This window comes from Thioalkalivibrio sp. (genome assembly GCF_041690275.1).
GTDB lineage: Bacteria > Pseudomonadota > Gammaproteobacteria > Ectothiorhodospirales > Ectothiorhodospiraceae > Thioalkalivibrio.
In genome coordinates, this window is sequence record NZ_JAWLHP010000013.1 from 28,943 (window position 1) to 52,790 (window position 23,848).

The following is a 23,848-nucleotide window of genomic DNA, read 5'->3' on the forward strand; positions in this document are numbered from 1 at the left end:
ATTCGCACCGCGCCGGACGGCGTGCTCGACGCCTCCGGGACCAGCAACATCGGCTGGCGCTCGCGGGTCCCGTGTCACTCCGGGATCATGCGGATATAGCCGGTCGGGCACTCGTGGGCGCAGATGCCGCAGCCCTTGCAGTAGTCGTAGTCGAAGACGTAGTGGCTGCCGTCGGCGGCGACCTCGCGCGTCTTCAGCACCGACTGGTCCGGGCAGAGCGTCCAGCAGTTGTCGCAGGCGAGGCAGTCTCCGCAGGACAGGCAGCGGTGCGCCTCGTGCCGCACGGCATTGGCCTGCAGGCCGCCCTCGATCTCCTCCAGCCCAAGACGCTGCTCGGGCGGCAGGACCGGCTCCTTCGACGCCGGCGCGGTCTCGAAATAGCTGAGATTGAGGTCGGAATAGGGGATCGGTTCCGGCGGGGCCCCGGGTTCGAGTTGCTTTCCCGCGCGGTAGCGCAGCATTGCGGCTGCGGCACGGCGTCCGTCGCCGACCGCCTCGCTCACCGTGCCGTGATCGCTGCGCGCGTCTCCGCCGCTAAAGATCCCCGACTGGCCGTTGACGGTACCCCACCAGGGCTCGACCTCCATGTAGCCGCGCCGGACAAGGGACTCGAAGCCCACGCCGTCGACATCCTGACCAATCGCCGGAATCACCTGATCGACGTGCAGTACCGTCTCGGTGCCCTCGAAGGCCACCCGCCGCAGGCGCCCGCCGGCGTCCTCCAGCTTCTTCATGTGTACCAGTTCCATCCCCACCACCCGCTCGCCGCGCAGGATCAGCCGGCGCACGCCGCGGTGCTCGTGGATGGTCACGCCTTCCTCCAGTGCCTGCGATACCTCGCGGTAGGTCGCACGCATCGCGTCTTCGCTGGGCACGCCGGGCGCCGGGATGCGCTGGTGACTGATCAGGTGCACCTGCTCGACACCCTCGCGCCGCAGTACCCTTGCGAGGTCCACCGCGGTATTGCCGCCGCCGACGATCGCCACCGACCTCGGCTGCTCGGGAAGTGTGCCCCCCGCAACCCAGGCCTCCAGCAGTTGCAGCCCGGTGCGCAGGTTTCCGGGAACCGCGAAGTCCGCGCTCCACTCGCGTCCCTTGCGGCGTCCGGGGCCGAGGAACACGGCCTCGTGATCGGCGCGCAGTTCATCCAGCGAGACGTCACGCCCGAGCTGAGTGCGCAGACGGAAGTCGAGACCGGGCAGGGCCAGCATATGGTCCAGCTCCTGTTCCAGGATCTCGGGCGGCAGCCGGTAATGGGGAATCGCCGTGCGCACGGTACCGCCGGCGGCCGGCATGGCCTCGATCAGCGTGACGCGGCAGCCGCCCCGCAACAGGTGGTAGGCCGCCGCGAGCCCCGCCGGTCCCGAGCCCACGACCGCCATGCGCGGCGCCTCGGCACTGGGGATCGGTACCGGATAGCTCCATCCCTGGCGCAGGGCCTCGTCGCCGAGAAAGCGCTCGACACCGTGGATCGTGATCGACTCGTCGTAATGGGCCCGGTTGCAGGCGGACTCGCAGGGATGGTGACACACCCGGCCGGTGATCGCCGGCAGCGGGTTGGCGGCGACCACGGTCTCCCAGGCGCCGCGCATGTCGCCGAGTTCCACCTTGGCGAGATACGCCTGCGCGTCCTCCCCGGCGGGACAGGCCGAATGGCAGGGCGCGGCCCGGCGCTGATGGACTGGCCGCTCCGCGCGCCAGGTTCCGGTCTTGAATTCGAGGGAGGTTCCGGGTCGGGCGAATGCGCCGGGTGGAATCTGGATCATGTCAGGCTCACTTCAATCGATGAGACGGATCGTGGAGGCGTTGCGGGTAGCAGGCGACGGGTGGCTATCAGGCCCAGCGATCACCGCCGCGGTGCACGGTATCCGCTCCTTCGGTGTCATAGGACTCCGATCCGACCCCGCGCAGCTCGAACCGCTCGATGTTGCGGTTCGCGATGGCCTGCAGGTGTTCGAGCTCCTTGCGCGCCCGGTATTCGGAGGCGAACAGGTGTCGAAAGCGGTTCTGCAGCTTCAGGTAGTCGGACACCGGCCGGGGGTCCCGGATGGGCAGCGTCCCGATCAGTTCGCCGCGTTCCATCTCGATTACCGGAAACAGCCCCGTCTGCACCGCGAGACGGGCGACCTCGATGGTCTTCGCGCCGTCGTGGCCCCAGCCCAGGGGGCAGGGCGAGTGGATCTGCAGGAAGCTCGCGCCCTCGGTATCCATGGCCCGCCGCACCTTCTTGCGCAGGTCGGACGGGTAGGCCACCGAGGCAGTGGCGGCGTAGGGGATGTGGTGGGCGGCGATGATCGACAGGATGTCCTTCTTCATGTGCCGCTTGCCCATGCGCAGCTCGCCAGGGGGCGAGGTAGTGGTCATCGCGGCGTGGGGCGTCGACCCCGAACGCTGTACCCCGGTGTTCATGTAGGCCTCATTGTCGAAGCAGACAAACAGCACGTCATGGCCGCGCTCCATCATGCCGGAGAGGGCCTGGAAGCCGATGTCGAAGGTGCCGCCATCCCCGGCGAAGGCCAGGACCTGCGTCGCCCGGCCCTGCTGCTTCAGGGCGGCCTCCATACCCGCCGCGACCGCGGCGGTGTTGCCGAATACGGAGTGGATCCAGGGGAGCCGCCAGGCCGACTGGGGCCACGGTGTCGTGAAGACCTCCAGACAGCCGGTGGCGTTGGCAACGACCACGTCCGGGCCGGCCGCCTCGGTGGTGAGCCGTGCCGCCAGCGCCTCGCCGCAGCCCTGGCAGGCGCGATGCCCGGACTCCAGCCCCCGGAAGCGAGGTTGGCGGGCGCGGAGGGTATCGAGATGGTGCAGGGGCTGTTCGTTCATGGTGATTCCTCGCAGAGATGGAGCGGGCTGGCTGACCACGCGGGGCCCATTAGCGGTCCGATTCGGGCAGTAGTTCCGGATCCGCGTCGATGATCGCGAACTCCCGCGGCCGCTCCGCGCCGAACGCCGCCTGCACGATGCGCGAATACAGGTCGAGGGACAGATCCCGTCCGCCGAGACCCGCCGCATAATTGTGCACGCGCGGCGGTTCGGCCATCTCGATCAGCGCGGTCTGCACCTCCGGTCCAACGATGCCGCCGGCTCCGGGTGAAAGTGCCCGCTCCAGCACGATCAGGTGGTCCAGTCCCTCGCAGGCCTGCCGCAGCGCCTCGGCGGGGAACGGGCGAAAGCTCCGCAGCTTGATGAACCGGGCGCGCGGCAGCTCGGGGTCTGAATCCATCGCGTCCTCGAGCGTTCCCAGCACCGATCCCAGTGTCAGGATGCCCAGCCGTGCCTCGGGATCGCCCCGCGCCTCGACCAGGCCGCCGCAGTGTCGACCGACCACGGCCGCCCAGTCCGCGTCGGCCTGCTCAATCTCTGCCTGTGCGTTCATCATCGCCTGGTGGTGCGCGTGACGCACCTCGCTGAAGTGCTCCGGCCCGACCAGGGTGCCCAGGCTGCGGGGTTCGGCCGGGTCGAGGCCGTGCCGGAAGGCGTAGGCGGGCAGGAATCCGTCCACCTGTTCCGCGGTGGGGAGCTCCAGCGGCTCCAGCGTGTGGGTCAGGGTGAATCCGTCCACGCAGACCATCACCGGGATTTCGCAGCGTTCGGCGATGCGGAAGGCCTGCACCGTGGTATCCACCGCCTCCTGGTTGGTCGCGCAATACAGCTGGATCCAGCCCGAGTCGCGCATGGACATCGAGTCCTGCTGGTCGTTCCAGATGTTCAGGGGTCCGGACAGCGCGCGGTTGGCGCAGGTCATCACCAGGGGGATGCGCAGTCCCGAGATGTCGTACAGCACCTCCGCCATCAGCAGGATGCCCTGCGAAGCGCTGGCCGTGTAGGCCCGGGAGCCTGCCGCGGCGGCGCCCAGCGCCACCGAGGCCGCGGAGTGCTCACTCTCCACGCTGACCATCTCGCAGGCGAGCTGGCCGTCGGCCACCAGCTTCGCAATGCCCTCGACGATATGGGTCTGGGGAGTAATGGGGTAGGCCGCCACGACCTGCGGACGGCACAGGGCCACCGTGCGGGCCAGGGCCTGGGAACCTTCAAGCGCCAGCGCCATGTGCTACCTCCCGCCACCGTCCGGCCTCGACGGTCTCTGCGGCCGCCTCGACCAGTGACTGGTTCTTCTCCAGTACCGGCCCCTTGAAGCGCTCCGCGAGGGCATCGATCAGCCCGGAAAGGGGCATCAGTCCGGTGAGTGTGATGAATGCGGCCAGCAGCGCGGTGTTGGGGACCGGCCGGCCGATGTGCTCCATTGCGAGGCGCGTGGCCGGCATCGCGATGATCTCGTTGTCACCGCTGTCGTCCACATTCGCCTCGGATCCGTCGACCAGTACCGTTCCTGTCGCCTGCAGCCCGTTCAGCGTCCCCGGAACCTCCATCAGCGCCGGGTCCTGAATGATCAGGAACAGCGGTTCGCGCACCTGGCAGCGACGCCGGATCGGCTGTTCGTCGATCCGCACGAAGGCCGCCACCGGCGCCCCCCGGCGTTCGGCGCCGAATGCCGGGAAGGCCTGCGCGTAGCGCCCACCGTCGATGGCGGCGGCCGCGAGCAGGTAGGCTGCAACCACGTTCCCCTGTCCGCCGCGGCCGTGAATCCTGATTTCGAGCATGGCAGTGATCCGTCTCCTTGAAACCCTGTGCGTGGAAGCTGGAATGCAACCCGCGCTCTCCTCGGGCCGCTGCAAAAGCCACAGGCCGACCGTTGCGGCCGACCCGGATCCGTGCCATGGGAGATTAGCAGACCAGGGGATGGAATGCGTGGGTCGGGCATGCCCTGCCCGGAAGGATGAAGGGCTCCCTCCTCCCCCGCTCGCGGCGGATCGGTCCGCAAGCGGGAGAGGGGAGCGGGAGAGGGCAGAGCGGCGCGCGACTTTGACGTCGATGGGTATGGCACCCCGCCACCCGCTGCAACGAAGATCTCCCTTCCCGCTTGTAGGGGGCTGGGAAGCCGGATGCGGTATCGTGTCCTTCATGAACATGCATCAGTGCCCATGGCAGCCTCCCGGGCTCATGCGATGATGCCGGGGCTCGCAGAAGTGCGCGAGATGATCGAGCGCCTGGTGGCCTTCGATACCGTCTCGCGCAACTCCAACCTGGAACTGATCGACTTCGTCCGGCACTGGCTCTCGCGGCACGGCGTCGCGTCCCACATCGTCGCCAGCGACGACGGCCAGAAAGCGAACCTGCTCGCAACCGTGGGTCCGTCCGTTCCGGGCGGCGTCGTCCTGTCCGGCCATACGGATGTGGTGCCGGTGGACGGACAGCGCTGGACCACTGATCCGTTCCGCGTGGTCGAGCGTCACGGGCGCCTTTACGGGCGCGGCACCTGCGACATGAAGAGCTTCCTGGCGATCGCGCTGGCGCTGGTGCCCGGTATGCGGGATCTGAAACGGCCGGTCCACCTTGCCTTCAGCTACGACGAGGAGGTCGGCTGCCAGGGCGCGCCGCGCCTGATCGATGCAGTCCTGGCGCGGCTCCCGACACCGGCTGCGGTCATCGTCGGCGAGCCTACCGGAATGCGTGTGGTCAGTGCGCACAAGGGCATCGCGGTGCTGCGCACGATCGTCACCGGGCACGAGGCGCACTCGAGCCAGACGCACCGGGGCGTGAGCGCGGTGACCACCGCCGCGCACCTGATTGCCCATCTCGACGGCCTTGCCCGTCGACGGGCCGTCGACGGGCCATTCGCGCCCGGCATCGAGCCGCCCCAGACCACGATTCACGTGGGGACCGTGCACGGCGGCACGGCGGTCAACATCATCGCTCGCGAGTGCCACTTCGACTGGGACATTCGGGCAATCGCGGAGGACCCGCCCGAGCCGATCCTGCAGGACTTCCGGCGTCACTGCGACGAACGCGTCACACCGGGACTTCGGAACATTGCGCCGGACTCCGGGGTCGCGACCGAGCTGCGTGTCGAGGCGCCGCCGCTCGCGCACGAACACGCCAACCCGGCGCTGGAACTGGCATGCAGGCTGGCTGGCGTGGATACTACCGCGCGGGTGCCCTTCGCCACCGAGGCCGGCCTGTTCCAGAGATCCGGGCTGCCCAGCGTGATCTGTGGTCCGGGGTCCATCGACCAGGCCCACCAGCCGGACGAGTTCATCACGCTGGAACAGGTGCAGGCAGGGCTGGATTTCCAGCGCAGACTGGTGACGGCGCTGTCCTGATGGCGACTTCGGTCTCCGGGCAGAGCCAGCGGAACGACGGTGCAAAAGCCGATGAGCGAGAGCCAAGCGGACGATCCTGACAACTTCAGCCGGCGAGTGCCCGATGGCGATGATCGCAGGCGCCTCGTGTGCGATACCTGCGGGTTCATTCAGTACGAGAACCCCCGCATCGTGGTCGGTGTGGTGGCCGGCTGGGAGGATCGCATCCTGTTGTGCCGTCGCGCGATTCCGCCCCGCACGGGATTCTGGACGCTGCCCGCGGGCTATCTGGAACTCGGCGAGAGCCCGGAGGCGGGAGCGGTCCGGGAGGCCTGGGAGGAGGCGCGCGCGGCGCTGGAGATCGATCAGCTGCTCGCGGTCTACTCGATCACGCGGATCAGCCAGGTCCAGCTGATCTATCGCGCCCGTCTGAGCCACGCGCGGGTGGAGCCGGGACCGGAGTCGCTGGAGGTGGGCCTGTTCCGTTTCGACGAGATCCCCTACCAGGACATCGCCTTCCCCTCGGTGCTCTGGGCACTGAAGGATTACCGCGAGACCCTTGACCAGCGCGGTTTCCCGCCGCGAGTGGAGCCTGCGCAGCGGCCTTCGCCCGCGGTCCCACCTGCGGAATCCGACAGGCAGTGAGCCCGGAACCGGGACAGCCCGCCAGGGTGGGTATTTCTACCTAGGTGCTCGACTGTCTTACTGTTCGGCCCGTGGTGTCCTAGCATCAGAGGAAGGCTGACCCATTCGTCATCGCAGGGAGCGAGGACCTTAGGGAAACGCTGGATCAGGGGTTCACGGATGCGCCGCCAAGAGCGCACTGATTCGTGTTCCCGCGGGAATACGGAGGAGGCACCATGAGCCAACATGATGACGATTGCATCTTTGTGCGCGCAAACGTGCTGCTGGATACGGGTGACGGGTCGCCGATCCGGGCGCAGACCCGCAGGCTGTGCCGCAGCGGCGTCTTCATCGAGCACACCGGCCCGGTCTCGGGCCAGTCGGTCGAGATCATCTTTCCCGAACCGTGCTCCCGCGCGGGCGGATGCCGGCTGTTCGGGATGGTCACCCGCTGCCTGCCCGACGGGGTGTGGATACGCTTCAGCCACGACCTGCGTTCGTCGGCGGAAATGCTGATGCGCAACGGACCGGTCCGGTTCCCGCACACGCCGCTACGTCCCCGGCATCATCACCCGCCCATGTGAGCCGAGCTCCGGGCGGAAGGCGCTTAAAGCGTCAGCGGGAAATCCCGGACCAGCGCACCGGGCAGCAGTGCGCTGGCGGTGGAACGCTGGCCATAGGTGCCGGTGTCCACCAACGTTTCACGTTCGCGGGTCAGACCGAGCAGGTCCGGGCCCAGCAGCTGGTACAGGCTGACATCGAAGCGCATCGGATCCACCGGCGCGACCGGGATCCCGTCGGCCACCTGCAGGCACGCATACCGGGTCATGCCCGTCACAGCGCACCGGGCGCGGTCCGAGAGATTGCCGTACCAGAGATCGGCTATAAGCAGGCCGTCGCCCACGGCGCGAACGGCGTCGTCCATGGCGAGTGTGCCCGGTGCCATCTCCAGGCTGCGCGGCCGCTCTGCCGCCGCGTTCACGGGTACACCGTATTCGCGGGCGGAGCGGGAATCCGCGAGGCAGCCGGCGTGTCGGCCGTCCCTGATCAGCGCCACCCGGTCGGGCAGCGCGAAACCCTCGGGGCCGAAGCGCGGCGCCTGGCCGCCGGCCAGGTGCTCGTCCAGACTCACCTGCGCATGCAGTTCCGCATCGCCGTCCACGAGACGGAGCAGGGGTGTCTGGCGCGTGCGCGCCGCCCGCACCCCGAAACCCTGCCAGGCGACCACGGAGAGGATCTCCGCCAGCGCGGCCGGAGCAAGAAAGACCCGATAGCGGCCGGGTTCGGGACGCACCGGCGTCCTGGCCATGATCTCCAGCTGATCGCGCGTGCCCCTGACCCTTGAGGCCAGGGCCTCCGGGTCCCACTCGCGCCCCGCATAACGCCCCTTCACCGCCTTGTCCGCCCGGTGGTAGAGGCTCCAGTCGAGACTGAAGCGCTCGGTCTCGAACCAGTGCCATTGACCCGCGGAGCCGGCGAAGCCCCGGCACAGTCGCCCGCTGGCACAGTGCCCCACCAGATCCAGGCCCTCGGCGGTCCCGGTCAACACCTCAAGGAGTTCCGCTCTGCCTGGAAGCCGGCCTGGCCGGAGGTCCTCGTCCGGCGTGCCGGGTCCGGCGCAGGCGTGGTAGGGATCCGATGGCAGGTGTGGTATCAGGGCGCGCAGTCCGGCGGTCGCCGCGCGCAGCTGAGCGGCATCGACATCCGGGTCGCCGGTGAGCGGGAACTCGGCCTCGGCATGGCGCCCGTCGATCATCAGGTCCAGCGTGAGGCGGCGCTGCAGCACGTTGCCCGCCTGCCGGATCCGGTTGCCGTTCAGTCGTGCGAAATCGGAGTCTTCGCCCTCGAAGTAGGCGCTGAAGGCCTCACCCGGCTGCATCAGCCCTTGCAGCAGATCGGCGGCCTGTTCCAGGGTCCTGCGCATCAGGAGCCACTTCCGCCGAAAACGGCCACGTCACGGAAGAGGCAGGGTGGCGAGGCGTGCCCGACGGCGATCATCTGGTTCGGTTCACCCTTCCCGCAGGTCCCCACACCCATCACGCCGAGACTGTCGCGGTCGCCGACCGCGGCCAGGCTGCGCCAGAAGGCGGAGGAGATGCCGCGGTATCCGGGATTGCGGACCAGTCCCCGCACTTCGCCCTCGACGATACGCCAGCCGAGCTCGCAGCCGAACTGGAACTTGTTGCGCGAGTCGTCGATGGACCAGGAACGGTTGGTATCCATCAGCACGCCGTGCTCGACTCCCCGGATCAGTTCGTCCAGGCTGCTGTGGCCCGGTTCGAGGTTCAGGTTCGCCATGCGGTCGATCGGGGGGCGGTTCCAGGAGCTGGCCCGGGCGCAGGCGACACCCGGCAGCCCGGACCGGTCCTGCGATGTCGCCCCGCCCAGCCCGCGCAGCAGCAGGCCGTCCCGGATCAGCCAGTGGCGCCTGGCCCGGGTGCCCTCGTCGTCGTAGGCAAAGGAGGCGAGCTCCCCGGCTACCCCGGGGTCGAAGGTAACGTTCAGGAGTTCCGATCCGTAGCGGTAGGTCCCGAACATCGCCGGTGTCACGAAGCTCGTGCCGGCGTAATTGCGTTCGTCGCCCAGGATCCGGTCCAGCTCCAGCGGGTGCCCGATGCTCTCGTGGATCTGCAACGTCATCTGCCCGGGCATCAGCACCAGGTCCATGATGCCGGCGGGGCACTCGGCCGCGTCCAGCAGGGCCAGTGCGTCGCCGGCCACGCGCTCGGGCTGGGCCGCGAGTGCCAGCGTGTCCAGCCGCTCGAGGCCGCCCTGTCCGCCGAGATCGGCGCCGAAGCTGCGGATCTGGGTCTCTCCGCCGCGGTTTGCCACTGCGCGCAGCATGGGCACCAGGACGTGCTGCGTCTGCCCGATTTCGGCGCCCTGTGCATTCACCAGCAGAGTCTGCCGCCGCTGGAATCCGAGGCTCGCCGACCAGTCCACGATGTCATCGTGGATCTTCATGCGCCGGGCCAGCTCCTGCAGCAGTCGCAGCTTGGCCGGCGTGTCCATCTCCGTCCAGGGCTGCAGTACCGGGGCCTGCCATTCATCCCGAATGCCGGAGGGTCCGAGTGCAGGGGGCGGGAAGAGACGCAGCGGCGCGGCCCGGAGGGCCCACTCGCGAGCGCGCTCCGTGGCCTGCGCGAGTCCCGACCGGGAGAGGTCGCTGGTCGCTGCATAGCCCAGGGCGCCGCCTTCCGACACCGTGATCATCGCACCCGTATCCCGCGCCAGCTGGACCGGCTCGACCACGTCCCGGCGTACGGATAGCGTCTCCGACACGACGTCGGCAATGCGGAGCGACCAGTCATCTACGGCCGGAACCCGTTCCCGAAAGCGCCGGGCGAAGTCCTCGAGAGCGATCGGCGTGCTGAAGATCACTGGCGGGTGTCTCCGTCACTGGCGGGCCCGGCACCGTTACCGGTGTCGTCCGGCCCTCCGAGGACGCGGGTCGCCGGGACCAGTTGCGGCCGGTCCCCGCCTGCGAGCCGGTTCTGGCGCCGCGACTCCTGGCGGATCCTGAGCAGATAGCCGGCAATCGCTCCCCCGGAGGAGCTGATCAGCAGCACGCCGAGCGACAGGAACTGGGTCAGCAGCAGCAGTGCGCCGAGAGCCGCGATTCCGGCGAAGCCGCCGTAGAGCTTGACGCTCGATCGGTTCCTGACCCGCTGGGTCTCCCGCTTCACCTGCTTGCGCGCGCGCTCGACCGTGCGCGCACGCTCCTCGGCGGTCAGCCGTCGCTGCCGTTCGCGCTCCCGGGCAAGATCGGCCTCGGCACGCAGCACGGACTCGGCACTGTGACCGCGGGCCAGGGACGCGAGCCATAGCGCGGCAAACAGCGCCGAGGCGACCGCCAGCGCACCGAAGGTGATCGCCGCGTCGGCGGAGCCGCTGCGCCACCAGGCGTACAGCAGCAGGGCGGTGACCCCCTGGATCAGCACCAGACCCAGGAACAGCTTTACCGCCAGTGGTGTCCGGAACCAGCCTCGCAATCCTGTCTCCCGTCTCTGATGGTTGCTGCGCTCCTGGCCGTGTCGCCGCGGAGCGCGTCCCGGGGCGGCCGGGAAGCACGCGGTGAGGATTCGCCGGCGAGTGGTGGCCGCTGTTCTCAGTCTAGCAGCCTGTCGGACCCGGGTGCCCGTAGCGAACCGGGGCGAACACCCAGGCAGGTCTCGGCGCATTGCGCCTCCATGCAGCGACAAGGCAGAGAAAGATGCACCCCTGCCCCGACGGCGCCGTAGGAGCGGCTTCCAGCCGCAATCCGGCGTTGGGTTGGGTGCCCACGGCCATCGCGGCCAGGAGGCCGCTCCCACAAACCGACAGCACCCCGCGCGAGAGTGGCCCGTAGGAGCGGCTTCCAGCCGCGATCCGGCGTTGGGTTGGGTGCCCAGGGCCATCGCGGCCAGGAGGCCGCTCCCACGAACCGACAGCACCCCGCGCGAGAGCGTCCCGTAGGAGCGGCTTCCAGCCGCGATCCGGCGTTGGGTTGGGTGCCCAGGGCCATCGCGGCCAGGAGGCCGCTCCCACAAACCGACAGCACCCCGCGCGAGAGCGGCCCGTAGGGCCGGGGCCCCAACAGACCTATCATCCCTCGTAGGAGCGGCTTCCAGCCGCGATCCGGCACCGCGATGCATCGCGGCGATCCGGCACCGGGATCCGGCCCCGGGATATCGCGGCTGGAAGCCGCTCCTACGAGTGCAGCGCCGAGAGGGGTGCCGTGCGCTGATCGCGAGCCGGGCGTCCGCCCGGGAGCGAGGGCTCGCATTTGTGAGAAGATCCAGGGGCGCCCGGTCGCAGCCCAAATTTGCCGGGATTTGAGGACGGCATGGACGACACGGAGTTCGAGGAAATCTACGGGGGTTACGATCCCCAGCACTGCCACTTCTCCCGGGCGATCCGGCTCGGCTGCGCTGGCTGCAGCCGATCGCAGCGCGTGCTGATCGCGGAGCGCGAGAAGATCAGCTGTCTCTCGCGCCCGGGCCACGCTCGTTGCGGGAAGATCCTGCAGACACTGGTGGAAAAGGCCGTGTTCGCTCTTGGGGTCACCCATGCGGGGCAGGAGCTGTCGCACGGCAAGTGGGTCCGGTTGGAGTGCGGCGGGCTGGAGGCGCTGGCCCGGCTGTCCGGAACGGCACTGCCGGATGACGTTGACGGCAGCCTGCAACGGCTGGAACAGGCACCGGGCGGGCTCGATGCGATTCCCTACGGCGAGGTCGTGCGATCGATCAGCCGTTACCCGCGACGCGGGCGCCGCCACAGCGACCTTCCGGACTGATATCCGACAGCCGGGCCACCGTGTTATGGTTGCGGTTCAACGCATAAACGGAGGTCCTTCGACCGATGTCTGAGCCTTCATTTTCGAAGCGTATCCTGGCCCTTCTCTGCGCGCTCGCCCTGTTTGCAACGGCTACGACTCCGATCCACGCCTCCATGCTGGGGACCGGCTCCCTGATCGAGGCGGAACGGTCTGCGCTGGATCGCGAGCGCCTGCTGGCACAGCTGGAACGCGAAGAGGTCCGTGAGCAGCTCCAGACACTGGGGGTGCATCCGGAGGCGGCAGCCGAACGCATCGCGCGGATGACGGACGCGGAGATCCGGATGCTCAGCGAGCGGCTGGAGGAGTTGCCGGCCGGGGCCGGCCTGCTGGGCGTGGCTCTGTTCATCGTGCTCCTGCTGGTGATCACCGACGCGCTGGGTATCACCGACATCTTCCCGTTCGTGCACTCGCAATAAGGCGGAACGCACCGATCAGACCTGCGATCGGTTGCGCCGAAGCGTGATATCGCGCCCGCCCGCTTGCGGGGGAGGCATCCCAAACTGCAGGATCAGATTCCCCGCCCCTACTTGCGGGAGACGGTTGGGGAGGGGAGGCGCCCGGTCTCCAGCAGCTCCAGTGCGGCATCCGCCGCGCGCTCGTCGGCCCCGCCAGGGCCGAGGCGTTCGCGCACCTGGCGGAGCGCGTCGCGCATTGCCGCGAGCCTCGCCGGATCCTCCAGCAGGCCCAGGGCCTCGCGACACAGCGCGGCAGGATTGGCGGAGCGCTGCAGTCGCTCGGGAACCAGGCGCGCTCCCCCGACGATATTGGCGAGCGCGACGTGGGGAACGCGGACCAATCGCGAGAACAGCGCATAGCTGAGCGGCGCCATGCGATAGATCACTATCATCGGTGTCTGCAGCAACGCGGCCTCCAGGGTAGCGGTGCCGGAACTGATCAGCAGCAGGTCGCTCGCGGCCATCACCTCGCGGGCACGGTCGGGACCACTGAGCAGCGTCACCGGCAGCCCGTCGCTCGGTGCCAGGGCCTCCAGGGCATCACGGTCGATGCCCGGGGCCAGCGGCACCACGAACTGCAGGTCTTCACGCCGGTGCTGCAGGCAGCGTGCGGTGGCGACCATGACAGGCCAGTGGCGCCGGATTTCCCCCCGCCGCGAGCCCGGCAGCAGCCCCAGCAGCCGGCCTCCGGCCGCCACGTCGAGTTCCCGGCGAAGGTCACCGATCGGGGCAGCCATCCGGTCCACCAGGGGATTGCCGACGTAGCGGACGGGAATCCCGTGTTCCTCGTAGATCCGGGTCTCGAAGGGGAACAGCACGGCCATCGCGTCCACGCTGCGCCGGATCCGGTGGATCCGTTTCTGACGCCAGGCCCAGATCTGGGGACTCACGTAGAACAGCACGGGGATCCCGAGCCCGCGTGCATGCGCGCCCAGGCGCAGGTTGAATTCCACGTAGTCGACGAGCACCAGCAGGTCTGGCCGCGTCTCCTCGAGATGCCGCTGCATGCGGCGCAGAAGCGCGCGCAGGCGGTTGTACTGAGTGATCACGTCCCACAGGCCCATCACCGCGACCTCGGAGACATCGATCAGTGTCTCCACCCCGGCAGCCCGCATCCGCTCGCCGCCCATGCCCGTGAAATGCAGATCGGGCCGGCGGGCGCTCAGGGACCGCACCATGCCGGCGGCCAGGTTGTCGCCGGAGCTTTCACCGGCGCAGACGACGACATGCGGGTTCGGCATCAGGGCCTCGGGACGGTGCCTTCGCCCCGCGGGTGCACGGGGTGCTCCGTGGCGGTCGCGTGCCGTTCAGGCAAGGGCGCCGCGGATGCGTTCGGCAATGAAGTCGACCTGGGCATCCTCCAGCTCCGGAAAGACCGGCAGCGAGAGACAGCGCGCTGCGACCGACTCGGCCACAGGCAGGTCCGGCGGTGGGGCGTCGCGGCTGTCGAACGCGGCCTGACGGTGCAGCGGTATCGGGTAGTAGATCGCGTGCCCGATGTCGGCCTCCTGCAGCGCCGCCATCACCGCCTCGCGGCGCTCGGTGAGCACGGTGTACTGATGGTACACGTGGAGTCCGATGCCATCCTCGAACGGGGTCTCCACCGCCACGTCCGCGAGCGCCTCGGCGTAGCGGGCCGCGACGCGCCGGCGCGCCTGGTTGAATGCGTCGATGCGCTTCAGCTTCACCCGCAGGATGGCCGCCTGGATCTCGTCGAGCCGGGAGTTGTAGCCGATCTCGTCGTGATGGTAGCGGACCCTGGAGCCGTGATTGCGCAGCTTCAGCAGCCGCTCCGCGGCCGGGGTGCAGTTGGTGGTGATCAGGCCTCCGTCACCGAAACCGCCGAGGTTCTTGCTGGGGAAGAAACTGAAACAGCCGAAGGCGGTCGCGCTGCCGGTCTGGACTCCGTCGATGTGTGCGCCGAACGACTGCGCGCAGTCCTCGATCAGCAGCAGCAGGTGATCCTCCGCGAGCCGGGTCAGTGCCGGCATGTCCGCCGGCTGCCCGAACAGGTGCACGGGAAGGATCGCGCGCGTGCGCGGCGTGATGGCCCGCGCCACCGCCTCGGGGTCGATATTGAATGTGCGCGGATCGATGTCGACGAAGACCGGCTCCGCTCCCACGTACCGGATCGCCTCCGCGGTGGCAATGAAGGTGAACGGCGTGGTGATCACCTCGTCCCCGGGCCCCAGGTCGGCCGCGCGCAGCGCCAGATGCAATGCATCGGTGCCCGACGCGCAGCTGATCGCGTGGGTGACTCCCAGGTATTCCGCGAGCTCGGACTCCAGGGCGTGGACGTTGGGGCCCAGAATGAACCGCGTGCTCTCGAGAACCTCGGTGACGGCCGCATCGATCTCGCCACGCAGGTCCTGATACTGCCGCTTCAGGTCGACCATTGGAATCATGCTTCGGCTCTCCCCGGCTGTGGGCCTTCGGTCCTGGTGACCACGTTCAGGTTGGAGTGCACCAGGTCGGTGATCCTGGCCGCGGTCTCCAGGGCGCGTTGTCCCGCCCGACCGTCGACGATCACCGGCTGTTCGCCTCTCGCGGCGGCGACAAAGGCCTGGATCTCGGCGAGCAGGGCATCGGCATCACCGAAGATCAGTTCCTCGCTCTGAATCTCGGGTACGCCGGTATCCGGGTCGTCGTCTCCCATGTGATGCAGCGCCAGCGTCCGGTTCTGGAAGTCGATGGAGGCATAGCCGTGCGGCTGGAAGATGCGCATGCGCCGCTCCGAGCGGGTGCTGACCCGGCTGGAGGTGACGTTGGCGACGCAGCCACCGGCAAACTCGAGGCGCGCATTTGCGATGTCGATGTCACCGGTCAGTATCTGCGCACCCGAGGCGCGGACATCGGTCAGGGGCGCGTTCACCAGCGTGAGGATGATGTCGATGTCGTGGATCATCAGGTCCAGCACCACTGAGACGTCCGTGGCCCTTGGCGTGAACGGGGCCAGTCGGTGCGATTCGATGAAGCGTGGCTCGAGCGGTTCCTCCAGCAGCCGCCGAAGGGCCGTGTTGAAGCGTTCGAGGTGTCCGACCTGCAGGACCACGCCCCGGTCCTGCGCAAGCTGGTTCAGCGCCTCCGCCTCCTCGATGGTGGTGGTGATCGGCTTTTCCACCAGCACGTGGCAGCCGACGTCGAGGAAATCCCGGGCAATCGCGTAGTGCAGCGTCGTCGGTGCGGCGATGCTCACCGCATCGACCCTTCCGAGCAGGGCGCGATGGTCGAGCACCGGCTCGCAGTGATGCCTCGTGGCGATCTCGCGGGCGGTGGCCGCGTTGCTGTCGACCACCGCGACCAGCTCGGTGTCCGGGAGTTGCGCGTACTTGGCGGCGTGCCATTTTCCCAGGTGGCCGACGCCGACGACTGCACAGCGGAGTGGAGGAGTGGACATGACGAACCCCGACGGGTTTTGATCGGATGCTGTGTTAGTGTACCGCGCCGGAGCGGTCGGCTGGGCGCGGCGTGCCATTCGGTGGCAGGTGCTTCGGCGTTAGTATGAAAGTCGGGCATCTCCCTCCTCCCCCGCTTGCGGACAAATCCGCCGGGAGCGCATTTCGAACCGCCGCAGGCGGGCCCGAAGGGGGGAGGGCAGGATGCCCGGAGTAAAGGGGGCCGGGGGTGAGGGTCGGGCCCGACGCCGCACCCCCCACCCCGACCCTCCCCCGCAGGCGGGGGAGGGGGTCGTCATCGTCGAGTGTGGTGGAGTTTTGGCAATGACCGGGTTCGTGCACCTGAGGGTCCATTCCGAGTACTCGCTGGTAGACGGCCTGGTACGGCTCAAGCCACTGGTCAGCCGGGCCGCCGAGGCCGGCATGCCGGCCATTGCGCTGACCGACCACTGCAACCTCTTCGGGCTGGTGAAGTTCTACAAGGCGGCGCTCGGCGCGGGCGTGCAGCCCATCGTCGGGGCGGACGTGCTGCTGCGTGACACCCGGCCGGACGGTTCGCTCGCGCGCCTGACCCTGCTCGCTCAGAACGGTGTGGGCTACCGGCACCTGACCCGCCTGATCAGCCGGGCCTGGCAGGAGGGGCAGGACAAAGGGGTGCCAAGGCTGGACCTCGAGTGGCTCGATGGTTGCACGGACGGGCTGATCGCCCTGTCGGGTACCACCGACGGGATCTTCGCGAAGGGGTCCGGCAGCCCCGTCACGCTGACTCCGGAACTGCTCGACCCCTGGCTGGCCCTGTTCCCGGAGCGCTTCTATCTTGAACTCACCCGGACCGGGCGACCGGGGGAGGAGGCATGGATCGCGTCCGCGCTGGCGGCGGCCGAGGCCTTCGGCCTGCCGGTGGTGGCCACGAACGACGTGCGGTTCCTGGAGGCGTCGGACTTCGAGGCGCACGAGGCGCGCGTGTGCATCCACGACGGGGTGGTCCTGGCCGACCCGCGGCGGCCGCGCCGGTACAGCGACCAGCAATACCTGCGTAGCCCCGAAGAGATGGCCCAGCTCTTTGCGGATATACCCGAGGCGCTTGCCAACAGCGTGGCGATCGCGCGTCGCTGCAGCGTGCAGCTCTCTCTGGGACAGTCGGTGCTGCCGGACTTTCCGATTCCGGATGGCCGCTCCGTGGAGGAACACCTGCGGGTCAGCGCGCGGGAAGGATTGGATGCACGCCTCGAACGGCATCGCTTCGCGGAGGATTCGGAATATACCGCGCGGCTCGATCGCGAGCTCGAGGTGATCTGCCAGATGGGTTTTCCGGGCTATTTCCTGATCGTCGCGGACTTCATCCGCTGGGCCCGCGACAATCAGATACCCGTGGGTCCCGGGCGCGGTTCCGGCGCCGGCTCGCTGGTCGCCTACGCCTTGGGTATAACCGATCTGGATCCATTGCGTTATGATCTTCTCTTCGAGCGATTTCTTAACCCTGAGCGGGTGTCGATGCCGGATTTCGACATCGATTTCTGCATGGACCGGCGGGACCGGGTGATCGAATACGTGGCGGAACGCTACGGCCGCGACCGGGTGTCGCAGATCATCACCCACGGGACCATGGCGGCGAAGGCGGTGGTGCGCGATTGCGGTCGTGTGCTGGGCCACGGGTACGGCTTCGTCGACCGCATCGCGAAGCTGATCCCCTTCGAACTCGGCATGACGCTGACCCGCGCGCTGGAGGAGAGCGAGGAACTCAAGGCGCTCCACGAGGAGGACGAGGAGGTGCGCGGCATCCTCGAACTGGCGCTGAAGCTCGAGGGGCTCACCCGCAACGCGGGCAAGCACGCGGGGGGCGTGGTGATTGCGCCCTCGGCCCTGACCGACTTCTCGCCGCTGTACTGTGAACCGGGCGGCGGGAGCCTGGTGACCCACTTCGACAAGGACGACGTGGAGGCGGTCGGCCTGGTCAAGTTCGACTTTCTCGGCCTGCGCACGCTGACCATCATCGACTGGGCCCTGGAGGCGATCCGGGAACTCCCGGGAGGCGGGGTGGTGGATCTCGACCGCATCCCGCTGGACGATCCGGCGGCCTTCCGGCTGTTGCAGGCGCACCAGACCACGGCCGTGTTCCAGCTCGAATCCGGCGGCATGAAGGACCTGATCCGGCGTCTCCAGCCGGACAGCTTCGAGGATGTGATCGCGCTGGTGGCACTGTACCGACCCGGCCCGCTGCAGTCGGGCATGGTCGACGACTTCATCGATCGCAAGCACGGCCGGGCCCGGGTGGAGTACCCGCATCCGGATCTGGAGCCGATCCTGAAGCCCACCTACGGCGTGATCCTGTACCAGGAACAGGTGATGCAGATCGCCCAGGTGCTCGCCAACTACACGCTGGGCGGCGCCGACCTGCTGCGCCGGGCGATGGGCAAGAAGAAGCCAGAGGAGATGGCCAAGCAGCGGGAGATCTTCGTCCAGGGAGCGCTCGGCCGGGGCGTCCCCGAGAAGACCGCCACCTACATCTTCGACCTGATGGAGAAATTCGCGGGCTACGGCTTCAACAAGTCGCACTCGGCCGCCTATGCCCTGCTGGCCTACCAGACCGCCTGGCTGAAGGCCCACTACCCGGCACCGTTCATGGCGGCGGTCCTGTCGGCGGACATGGACAACACCGACAAGGTGGTCGGGCTGATCGACGAATGCCGCAGCCTCGGGCTGAAGGTGGTGCCGCCGGACGTCAACCGGTCCGCCTACCGCTTCGCCGCGATGGATGCGCAGACCATCGTCTATGGCCTCGGCGCGATCAAGGGGGTGGGCGAATCGGCGATCGATACGCTGCTGCGCGCAAGGGATGACGGACCCGGGTTTCACAGCCTCGTGGATCTCTGCCAGCGGGTCGATCTGGGCAAGCTGAACAAACGGGTCCTCGAGACCCTGATCCGCGCCGGGGCGCTGGACCGGATCGGGCCGAACCGCGCCACCCTGCTGGCCACGATACCCCTGGCGGTTGGCGCCGCCGAACAGGCGGGCCGCAACGCGGAGCTCGGCGTCGTCGACCTGTTCGGCGAGCCCGCCAGCGCGGTGCTCCCCGAATTCGAGACCCTGCCCGAAATGGACGAGGATGAGCGACTCCGCGGCGAGAAGGAGACGCTCGGGCTGTACCTGACCGGCCACCCGATCGCGCGCTACCGGGAGGAGCTGCACTGTCTGACCGGCACGACCCTGCAGGCGCTCGCCGCGCAGCTCGAGAGCCGGCCCGACAACGGGCCGTCCCGGCGCCGGCGGCAGGACACGGCGCGCATCGCGGGGCTGGTGGTGGGTATCCGGCTGCGCAACACGCAGAACGGCCGGATGGCGATCGTCACCCTGGATGATCAGACCGGCCGCGCCGAGGTCGTGCTCTTCAACGAGGACTATCGCCAGTACCAGGAGCACCTGGTCACGGACACGCTGATCGTCGTCGAGGGCGGCGTCGCGCTCGACGACTATGCGGGCGGTATCCGGATGCGTGCCCAGCGGGTGCTGACACTGGACGAGGCCCGGGCCGAGTGGGCGCGGGTGCTGGACCTCAGCCTGGCGGCGCTGCGCTCGGAGCAGGTGCGTTCGCTGCATCAGGTGATCACGCAGTGCCCCTCCGGATCCTGTCGGCTGCGTCTGCATTATCGGCGGGAGGATGCCTGGGTCGATCTGCAGCTGCCGGAGGACTGGCAGCTCTGTCCCGATGAGCAGCTGCTGCGTCGACTGAACGAGACGCTGGGTCCCGAGAGTAGCATCCGGCTGTTCTATGGACCTTCCTGACACTGCCGCAGGAGGCGGCGGCCGGGAGCGGCTGGCGGATGTATCCGCTACAATCTGCGCGTCGAACGCGCAGATACGGAAGGTCGCATGAATCCGGAGTTTCTCGATTTCGAACAGCCGATCGCGGAGCTGGAGGCGAAGATCGAGGATCTTCGCTTCGTCGGCGGCGACGCCGAGGTCAACATCCAGGAAGAGATTCAGCGCCTCGAGGAAAAGTGTCTGGCGTTGACGGAGAACATCTTCAGCAAGCTCAAGCCCTGGCAGATCGCCCAGCTGTCGAGGCACCCGCGCCGGCCCTACACGCTGGACTACGTGCCGCAGATCTTCACCGAATTCGTCGAACTGCGTGGCGATCGCGCCTTCGCCGACGACGCCGCGATCGTCGGCGGTCCGGCGCGCCTGGACGGACGCCCGGTGATGCTGATCGGGCACCAGAAGGGGCGGCAGACCAAGGAAAAGATCCAGCGCAACTTCGGGATGCCGCGACCCGAGGGCTACCGCAAGGCCATGCGGCTGATGGAGCTGGCGGAACGCTTCCGGCTGCCGATCCTGACCTTCATCGATACGCCCGGGGCCTATCCGGGCGTGGGCGCCGAGGAGCGGGGTCAGAGCGAGGCGATTGCGCGGAACCTGATGGTGATGTCCCGTCTGGACACGCCGATCATCGCGACGGTGATCGGAGAGGGCGGTTCCGGTGGCGCGCTGGCGATCGGGGTCGGTGATTCCACGATGATGCTGCAGTACTCGACCTACTCGGTGATCTCTCCGGAGGGCTGCGCTTCCATCCTGTGGAAGAGCGCGGAAAAGGCACCGGAGGCAGCGGAGGCCCTGGGAATCACCTCCGGCCGGCTGCGGGACCTGGGGTTGGTGGACCGCGTGATCGAAGAGCCCCTGGGCGGTGCCCATCGTGCGCCGGAGACCATGGCGAGCCGTATCAAGTCCGCGCTGCTTGAGACCCTCGAGGAACTGGACGGGCTCGATCCGGGCCAGCGTCTGGAGCGGCGCTACCGTCGGCTGATGGACTATGGCGCCTTCCAGGAAACCGGGACCTGAGCCGGTCGACACGGCCCTGCGGTCATTTCTTGGCGAACACTCCGGGAGCCATCAACTGCGGGTGGCACTGAGCGGAGGCAGGGATTCGACCGTACTGCTGCATGCGCTCGCGCGCCACGATCCCGAGCGGCGCGCGTTGCCGCTGCATGTCCACCATGGCCTGCACCCGCTGGCGGATGCCCAGGCAGAGCACTGCCGGCGCATTGCCGGCGAACTCGGCTATCGGTGCCGGGTGCTTGAGATCCGGGTGCCCGAGCAGTCGGGCGAGGGCGTCGAGGCGGCCGCGCGCCGTCTGCGCTACCGGGCGCTCGCGCAGGGGGCGAACGCCGGCGAGTGCATCCTGACCGCGCACCACGCGACCGACCAGGCCGAGACCTTCCTGCTCGCGGCCCTGAAGGGCAGCGGTCCGGCCGGTCTCGCCGCGATGCCGTCGATGCGCCGCATCGGGCCGTGCTGGCTGGCGCGTCCGCTGCTCGGCGTGCCCGGGGCCGCGATCGCCGCCTACGCGCAGGCGCACGGGCTCCGGTGGCTGGAGGATCCGACCAACGCCGACCTGCGCTTCGATCGCAACTTCCTGCGCCGTGAGGTGATGCCCCGACTCGCCGGGCGCTTTCCGGTCGAGCGGAGGCTGGGGGTCGCCGCCGGGTTGCAGGCGGAGGTGGCCGACGTCCTGGACGGGCTGCTGGACCCGCTGCTCGACGGCCTCCGGGGTCCCGGTCCGAACTGCCTCGATGTGCGGGGGCTCTCGAGTCAGCCCGCGTCGCGAAGACCCTGGCTGCTGCGCCGCTTCATCACCCGTGCGGGCGCCGACCCCCCGCGCCGGCGGCGGCTGCTCGAGTTCCTGCGGCAGCTCGAAGAGGCGGCGCCGGATGCGAGCCCCGCACTGCACTGGGACGGTCGCAGCCTGCGCACCTATCGCGGCGCGCTCTACCTGCTGGCCACCGCGGAGGACGGGGAGGCGGAGCCACCGCACCAGGGGTTGGCCTGGCCCCGGGGGGCGGCGGAACTGCAGCTTCCCGACGGCCGGGTGCTGACCCGCCGGGAGTTGCAGGACGCCGGGATCGCCGATCCCGAGGGCGTCCGGATCGGGTTTCGACAAGGCGGGGAATGGCTGCGTCAGCCGGACGGGACGCGGCGCACGCTCAAGAACCTGATGCAGGAACACGGCATTCCCCCCTGGCGGCGGGCACGGGTGCCGCTGATCGAGCGGGACGGCGAGCTGATCGCGGTGCTCTGGTCCCGTTGACGCGGCCGAACCGGCCGTCGCCGGGCGGACCGCGATTGAGCGCCCCGGGGCTTTTTGGTAACCTCCTGACGCGATCCGGCCGGCTGGCCGGCCGTACCATCACGGGTGCCCGCATGACGCGTTTCGTATTCATCACCGGAGGCGTGGTTTCGTCTCTGGGCAAGGGCATTGCATCGGCGTCGCTGGGTGCCATCCTCGAGGCCCGGGGGCTCAAGGTCACCTTGCTCAAGCTGGATCCCTACATCAACGTGGATCCGGGGACCATGAGCCCGTTCCAGCACGGCGAAGTCTTCGTCACCGAGGATGGCGCCGAGACGGACCTCGACCTGGGTCACTACGAGCGCTTCGTGCGGATCCGCACCGGTCGCCCCAACAACTTCACCACCGGCCAGATCTACGAGAGCGTGATCCGCAAGGAACGGCGCGGCGACTACCTCGGCGGCACGGTCCAGGTGATTCCGCACATCACCGACGAGATCAAGCGTTCGATTCGCGCGGGTGCGGCCGATGCCGACATCGCGCTGGTCGAGATCGGCGGCACGGTCGGCGACATCGAATCCCTCCCGTTCCTGGAGGCGATCCGCCAGATGGGCGTGGAGCTGGGTCGGGAGAGCGTGCTCTTCATCCATCTGACCCTGGTGCCCTTCATCGCCGCCGCCGGGGAGATCAAGACCAAGCCCACCCAGCACTCGGTGAAGGAACTGCGCTCGATCGGGATCCAGCCCGACGTGCTGCTGTGCCGCTCCACCCGGGCGCTGCCCGAGGGCGAGCGGCGGAAGATCGCTCTGTTCACGAACGTCGAGGAAAAGGCCGTGATCTCGGCGGTCGACGTCGACAACATCTACAAGATTCCACTCTGGCTGCACTCGCAGAAACTGGACGAGATCGTTCTGCGCAAGCTGCGGATCGAGGTGCCGCAGGCGGATCTCTCGGACTGGAAGCACGTGGTCAACGCGATGGAGTTTCCCGAGTCCGAGGTAACGGTCGGCATGATCGGCAAGTACGTCGATCTCACCGAGTCCTACAAGTCGGTGAACGAGGCCCTGACCCACGCCGGGATCCACACCGGCACACGGGTGCGGATCCGCTACATCGATTCCGAGAAGCTCGAGGGTTCGGACCCGGGGGTGCTGCCGGAGCTGGAGGGACTGGACGCGATCCTGGTGCCCGGGGGCTTCGGGGAACGCGGCATCGAGGGCAAGATCCTGGCCGTGCGCCGCGCCCGTGAAAAGGGCATCCCGTACCTCGGGATCTGTCTCGGTATGCAGGTGGCGGTCATCGAGTTCGCCCGCCATGTGGCCGGACTGGAGGGTGCGCACAGCACCGAATTCGCCCCGGACACGCCGCATCCGGTGATCGCACTGATCACCGAGTGGCAGGATCGGGAGGGGCGTATCGAGCGCCGCGACGCGGACAGCGATCTCGGTGGCACCATGCGGCTGGGCGCCCAGACCGCGGCGCTGGCGGAGGGTACCCTGATGGCGCGCACCTATGCCAAGCCGCGGATCCAGGAGCGGCACCGCCACCGCTATGAGTTCAACAACGCCTACGCGGACCGTCTGCAGCAGGCCGGGATGGTCTTCTCCGGACGTTCCGAGGACCAGAACCTGGTCGAGGCGGTGGAGCTGCCCGAGCACCCCTGGTTCATCGGCTGCCAGTTCCATCCCGAGTTCACCTCGACACCGCGGGACGGGCATCCGCTGTTCACCGGCTTCGTCAGCGCCGCGCGGCGCTATCAGGAAGCCAAGGCCACCCTGACCAAGCAGTCTGTCGCATGACCCTGCCCATGGATCTCTGCGGATTCCAGGTCGGTCCGGACCGTCCAATGTTCC

The 23,848-nt window shown here is 68.5% G+C and carries 19 protein-coding genes; 9 read left to right on the top strand and 10 right to left on the bottom strand.

Annotated features, from left to right (window positions below):
• Positions 1-74: 74 nt before the first annotated feature.
• The 4 genes from ACESMN_RS03940 to ACESMN_RS03955 all read right to left on the bottom strand — a co-directional run bounded on the left by ACESMN_RS03940 (position 75) and on the right by ACESMN_RS03955 (position 4,604).
• Positions 75-1,766, bottom strand: a complete 1,692-nt coding sequence (locus ACESMN_RS03940; protein WP_373052285.1) for an FAD-dependent oxidoreductase — start codon at positions 1,764-1,766, stop codon at positions 75-77.
• Between the two features lie 67 nt (positions 1,767-1,833).
• Positions 1,834-2,826 (bottom strand): thiamine pyrophosphate-dependent enzyme, encoded by a 993-nt coding sequence (locus tag ACESMN_RS03945; RefSeq protein ID WP_373052286.1) that lies wholly within the window; start codon positions 2,824-2,826, stop codon positions 1,834-1,836.
• 49 nt (positions 2,827-2,875) lie between these two features.
• A complete protein-coding gene (gene porA / locus ACESMN_RS03950; RefSeq protein ID WP_373052287.1) occupies positions 2,876-4,051 on the bottom strand; it encodes a pyruvate ferredoxin oxidoreductase in 1,176 nt (391 codons plus the stop codon).
• Entirely contained in the window at positions 4,035-4,604 is a 570-nt protein-coding gene (locus tag ACESMN_RS03955) for a 2-oxoacid:acceptor oxidoreductase family protein (RefSeq protein ID WP_373052288.1), read from the bottom strand. Before ACESMN_RS03955 ends, porA begins: the two co-directional genes overlap by 17 nt.
• A 381-nt stretch (positions 4,605-4,985) precedes the next feature.
• Between ACESMN_RS03955 and argE the strand changes: the two genes are divergently transcribed.
• The 3 genes from argE to ACESMN_RS03970 all read left to right on the top strand — a co-directional run bounded on the left by argE (position 4,986) and on the right by ACESMN_RS03970 (position 7,351).
• Positions 4,986-6,164: an acetylornithine deacetylase gene (gene argE, locus ACESMN_RS03960; protein WP_373052289.1), complete on the top strand. Its 1,179-nt coding sequence runs from the start codon at positions 4,986-4,988 to the stop codon at positions 6,162-6,164.
• Positions 6,165-6,215: 51 nt separating this feature from the next.
• Positions 6,216-6,788 (top strand): NUDIX hydrolase, encoded by a 573-nt coding sequence (locus tag ACESMN_RS03965; RefSeq protein ID WP_373052290.1) that lies wholly within the window; start codon positions 6,216-6,218, stop codon positions 6,786-6,788.
• Positions 6,789-7,003: 215 nt separating this feature from the next.
• On the top strand, positions 7,004-7,351 hold the full coding sequence (locus ACESMN_RS03970; protein WP_373052291.1) for a hypothetical protein: 348 nt from the start codon (positions 7,004-7,006) through the stop codon (positions 7,349-7,351).
• A gap of 23 nt (positions 7,352-7,374) precedes the next feature.
• Here the strand turns inward: ACESMN_RS03970 and ACESMN_RS03975 are convergent, their stop codons facing one another.
• Genes ACESMN_RS03975 through ACESMN_RS03985 form a run of 3 tightly spaced genes read right to left on the bottom strand, consistent with a single transcriptional unit; the run spans position 7,375 to position 10,759 of the window.
• Positions 7,375-8,691, bottom strand: a complete 1,317-nt coding sequence (locus tag ACESMN_RS03975; RefSeq protein ID WP_373052292.1) for a metallopeptidase TldD-related protein — start codon at positions 8,689-8,691, stop codon at positions 7,375-7,377.
• A complete protein-coding gene (locus ACESMN_RS03980; RefSeq protein ID WP_373052293.1) occupies positions 8,691-10,148 on the bottom strand; it encodes a TldD/PmbA family protein in 1,458 nt (485 codons plus the stop codon). Before ACESMN_RS03980 ends, ACESMN_RS03975 begins: the two co-directional genes overlap by 1 nt.
• Positions 10,145-10,759, bottom strand: coding sequence for a hypothetical protein (locus ACESMN_RS03985; protein WP_373052294.1), 615 nt, complete (start codon positions 10,757-10,759; stop codon positions 10,145-10,147). Before ACESMN_RS03985 ends, ACESMN_RS03980 begins: the two co-directional genes overlap by 4 nt.
• Positions 10,760-11,592: 833 nt before the next feature.
• Between ACESMN_RS03985 and ACESMN_RS03990 the strand changes: the two genes are divergently transcribed.
• Positions 11,593-12,042 carry a hypothetical protein gene (locus ACESMN_RS03990; RefSeq protein WP_373052295.1) on the top strand — a complete coding sequence of 150 codons (450 nt, stop codon included), beginning with the start codon at positions 11,593-11,595 and terminating at the stop codon, positions 12,040-12,042.
• Between the two features lie 65 nt (positions 12,043-12,107).
• Positions 12,108-12,500 carry a DUF6627 family protein gene (locus ACESMN_RS03995; RefSeq protein WP_373052296.1) on the top strand — a complete coding sequence of 131 codons (393 nt, stop codon included), beginning with the start codon at positions 12,108-12,110 and terminating at the stop codon, positions 12,498-12,500.
• Positions 12,501-12,607: 107 nt separating this feature from the next.
• On the opposite strand, the gene lpxB is transcribed toward ACESMN_RS03995, so the two are convergent.
• The 3 genes from lpxB to ACESMN_RS04010 form a co-directional block, all read right to left on the bottom strand.
• The gene (gene lpxB / locus ACESMN_RS04000; protein WP_373052297.1) at positions 12,608-13,780 is read right to left on the bottom strand and encodes a lipid-A-disaccharide synthase; all 1,173 of its coding nucleotides are present in this window, start codon (positions 13,778-13,780) and stop codon (positions 12,608-12,610) included.
• A 66-nt stretch (positions 13,781-13,846) separates the two neighbouring features.
• Complete coding sequence (locus ACESMN_RS04005) at positions 13,847-14,944, bottom strand: DegT/DnrJ/EryC1/StrS family aminotransferase (protein ID WP_373052298.1); 1,098 nt, start codon at positions 14,942-14,944, stop codon at positions 13,847-13,849.
• Entirely contained in the window at positions 14,941-15,936 is a 996-nt protein-coding gene (locus ACESMN_RS04010) for a Gfo/Idh/MocA family oxidoreductase (RefSeq protein ID WP_373052299.1), read from the bottom strand. The genes ACESMN_RS04005 and ACESMN_RS04010 overlap by 4 nt, the downstream gene beginning before the upstream one ends.
• Before the next feature lie 322 nt (positions 15,937-16,258).
• On the opposite strand from ACESMN_RS04010, the gene dnaE reads away from it, so the two are divergent.
• The 4 genes from dnaE to ACESMN_RS04030 all read left to right on the top strand — a co-directional run bounded on the left by dnaE (position 16,259) and on the right by ACESMN_RS04030 (position 23,794).
• Positions 16,259-19,717 carry a DNA polymerase III subunit alpha gene (gene dnaE / locus ACESMN_RS04015; protein WP_373052300.1) on the top strand — a complete coding sequence of 1,153 codons (3,459 nt, stop codon included), beginning with the start codon at positions 16,259-16,261 and terminating at the stop codon, positions 19,715-19,717.
• Between the two features lie 87 nt (positions 19,718-19,804).
• Positions 19,805-20,770, top strand: a complete 966-nt coding sequence (locus tag ACESMN_RS04020; protein WP_373052301.1) for an acetyl-CoA carboxylase carboxyltransferase subunit alpha — start codon at positions 19,805-19,807, stop codon at positions 20,768-20,770.
• Positions 20,742-22,016, top strand: a complete 1,275-nt coding sequence (gene tilS, locus ACESMN_RS04025; RefSeq protein ID WP_373052302.1) for a tRNA lysidine(34) synthetase TilS — start codon at positions 20,742-20,744, stop codon at positions 22,014-22,016. Before ACESMN_RS04020 ends, tilS begins: the two co-directional genes overlap by 29 nt.
• Positions 22,017-22,129: 113 nt before the next feature.
• Positions 22,130-23,794, top strand: coding sequence for a CTP synthase (locus ACESMN_RS04030; RefSeq protein WP_373052303.1), 1,665 nt, complete (start codon positions 22,130-22,132; stop codon positions 23,792-23,794).
• The last annotated feature ends 54 nt before the right edge of the window (positions 23,795-23,848 follow it).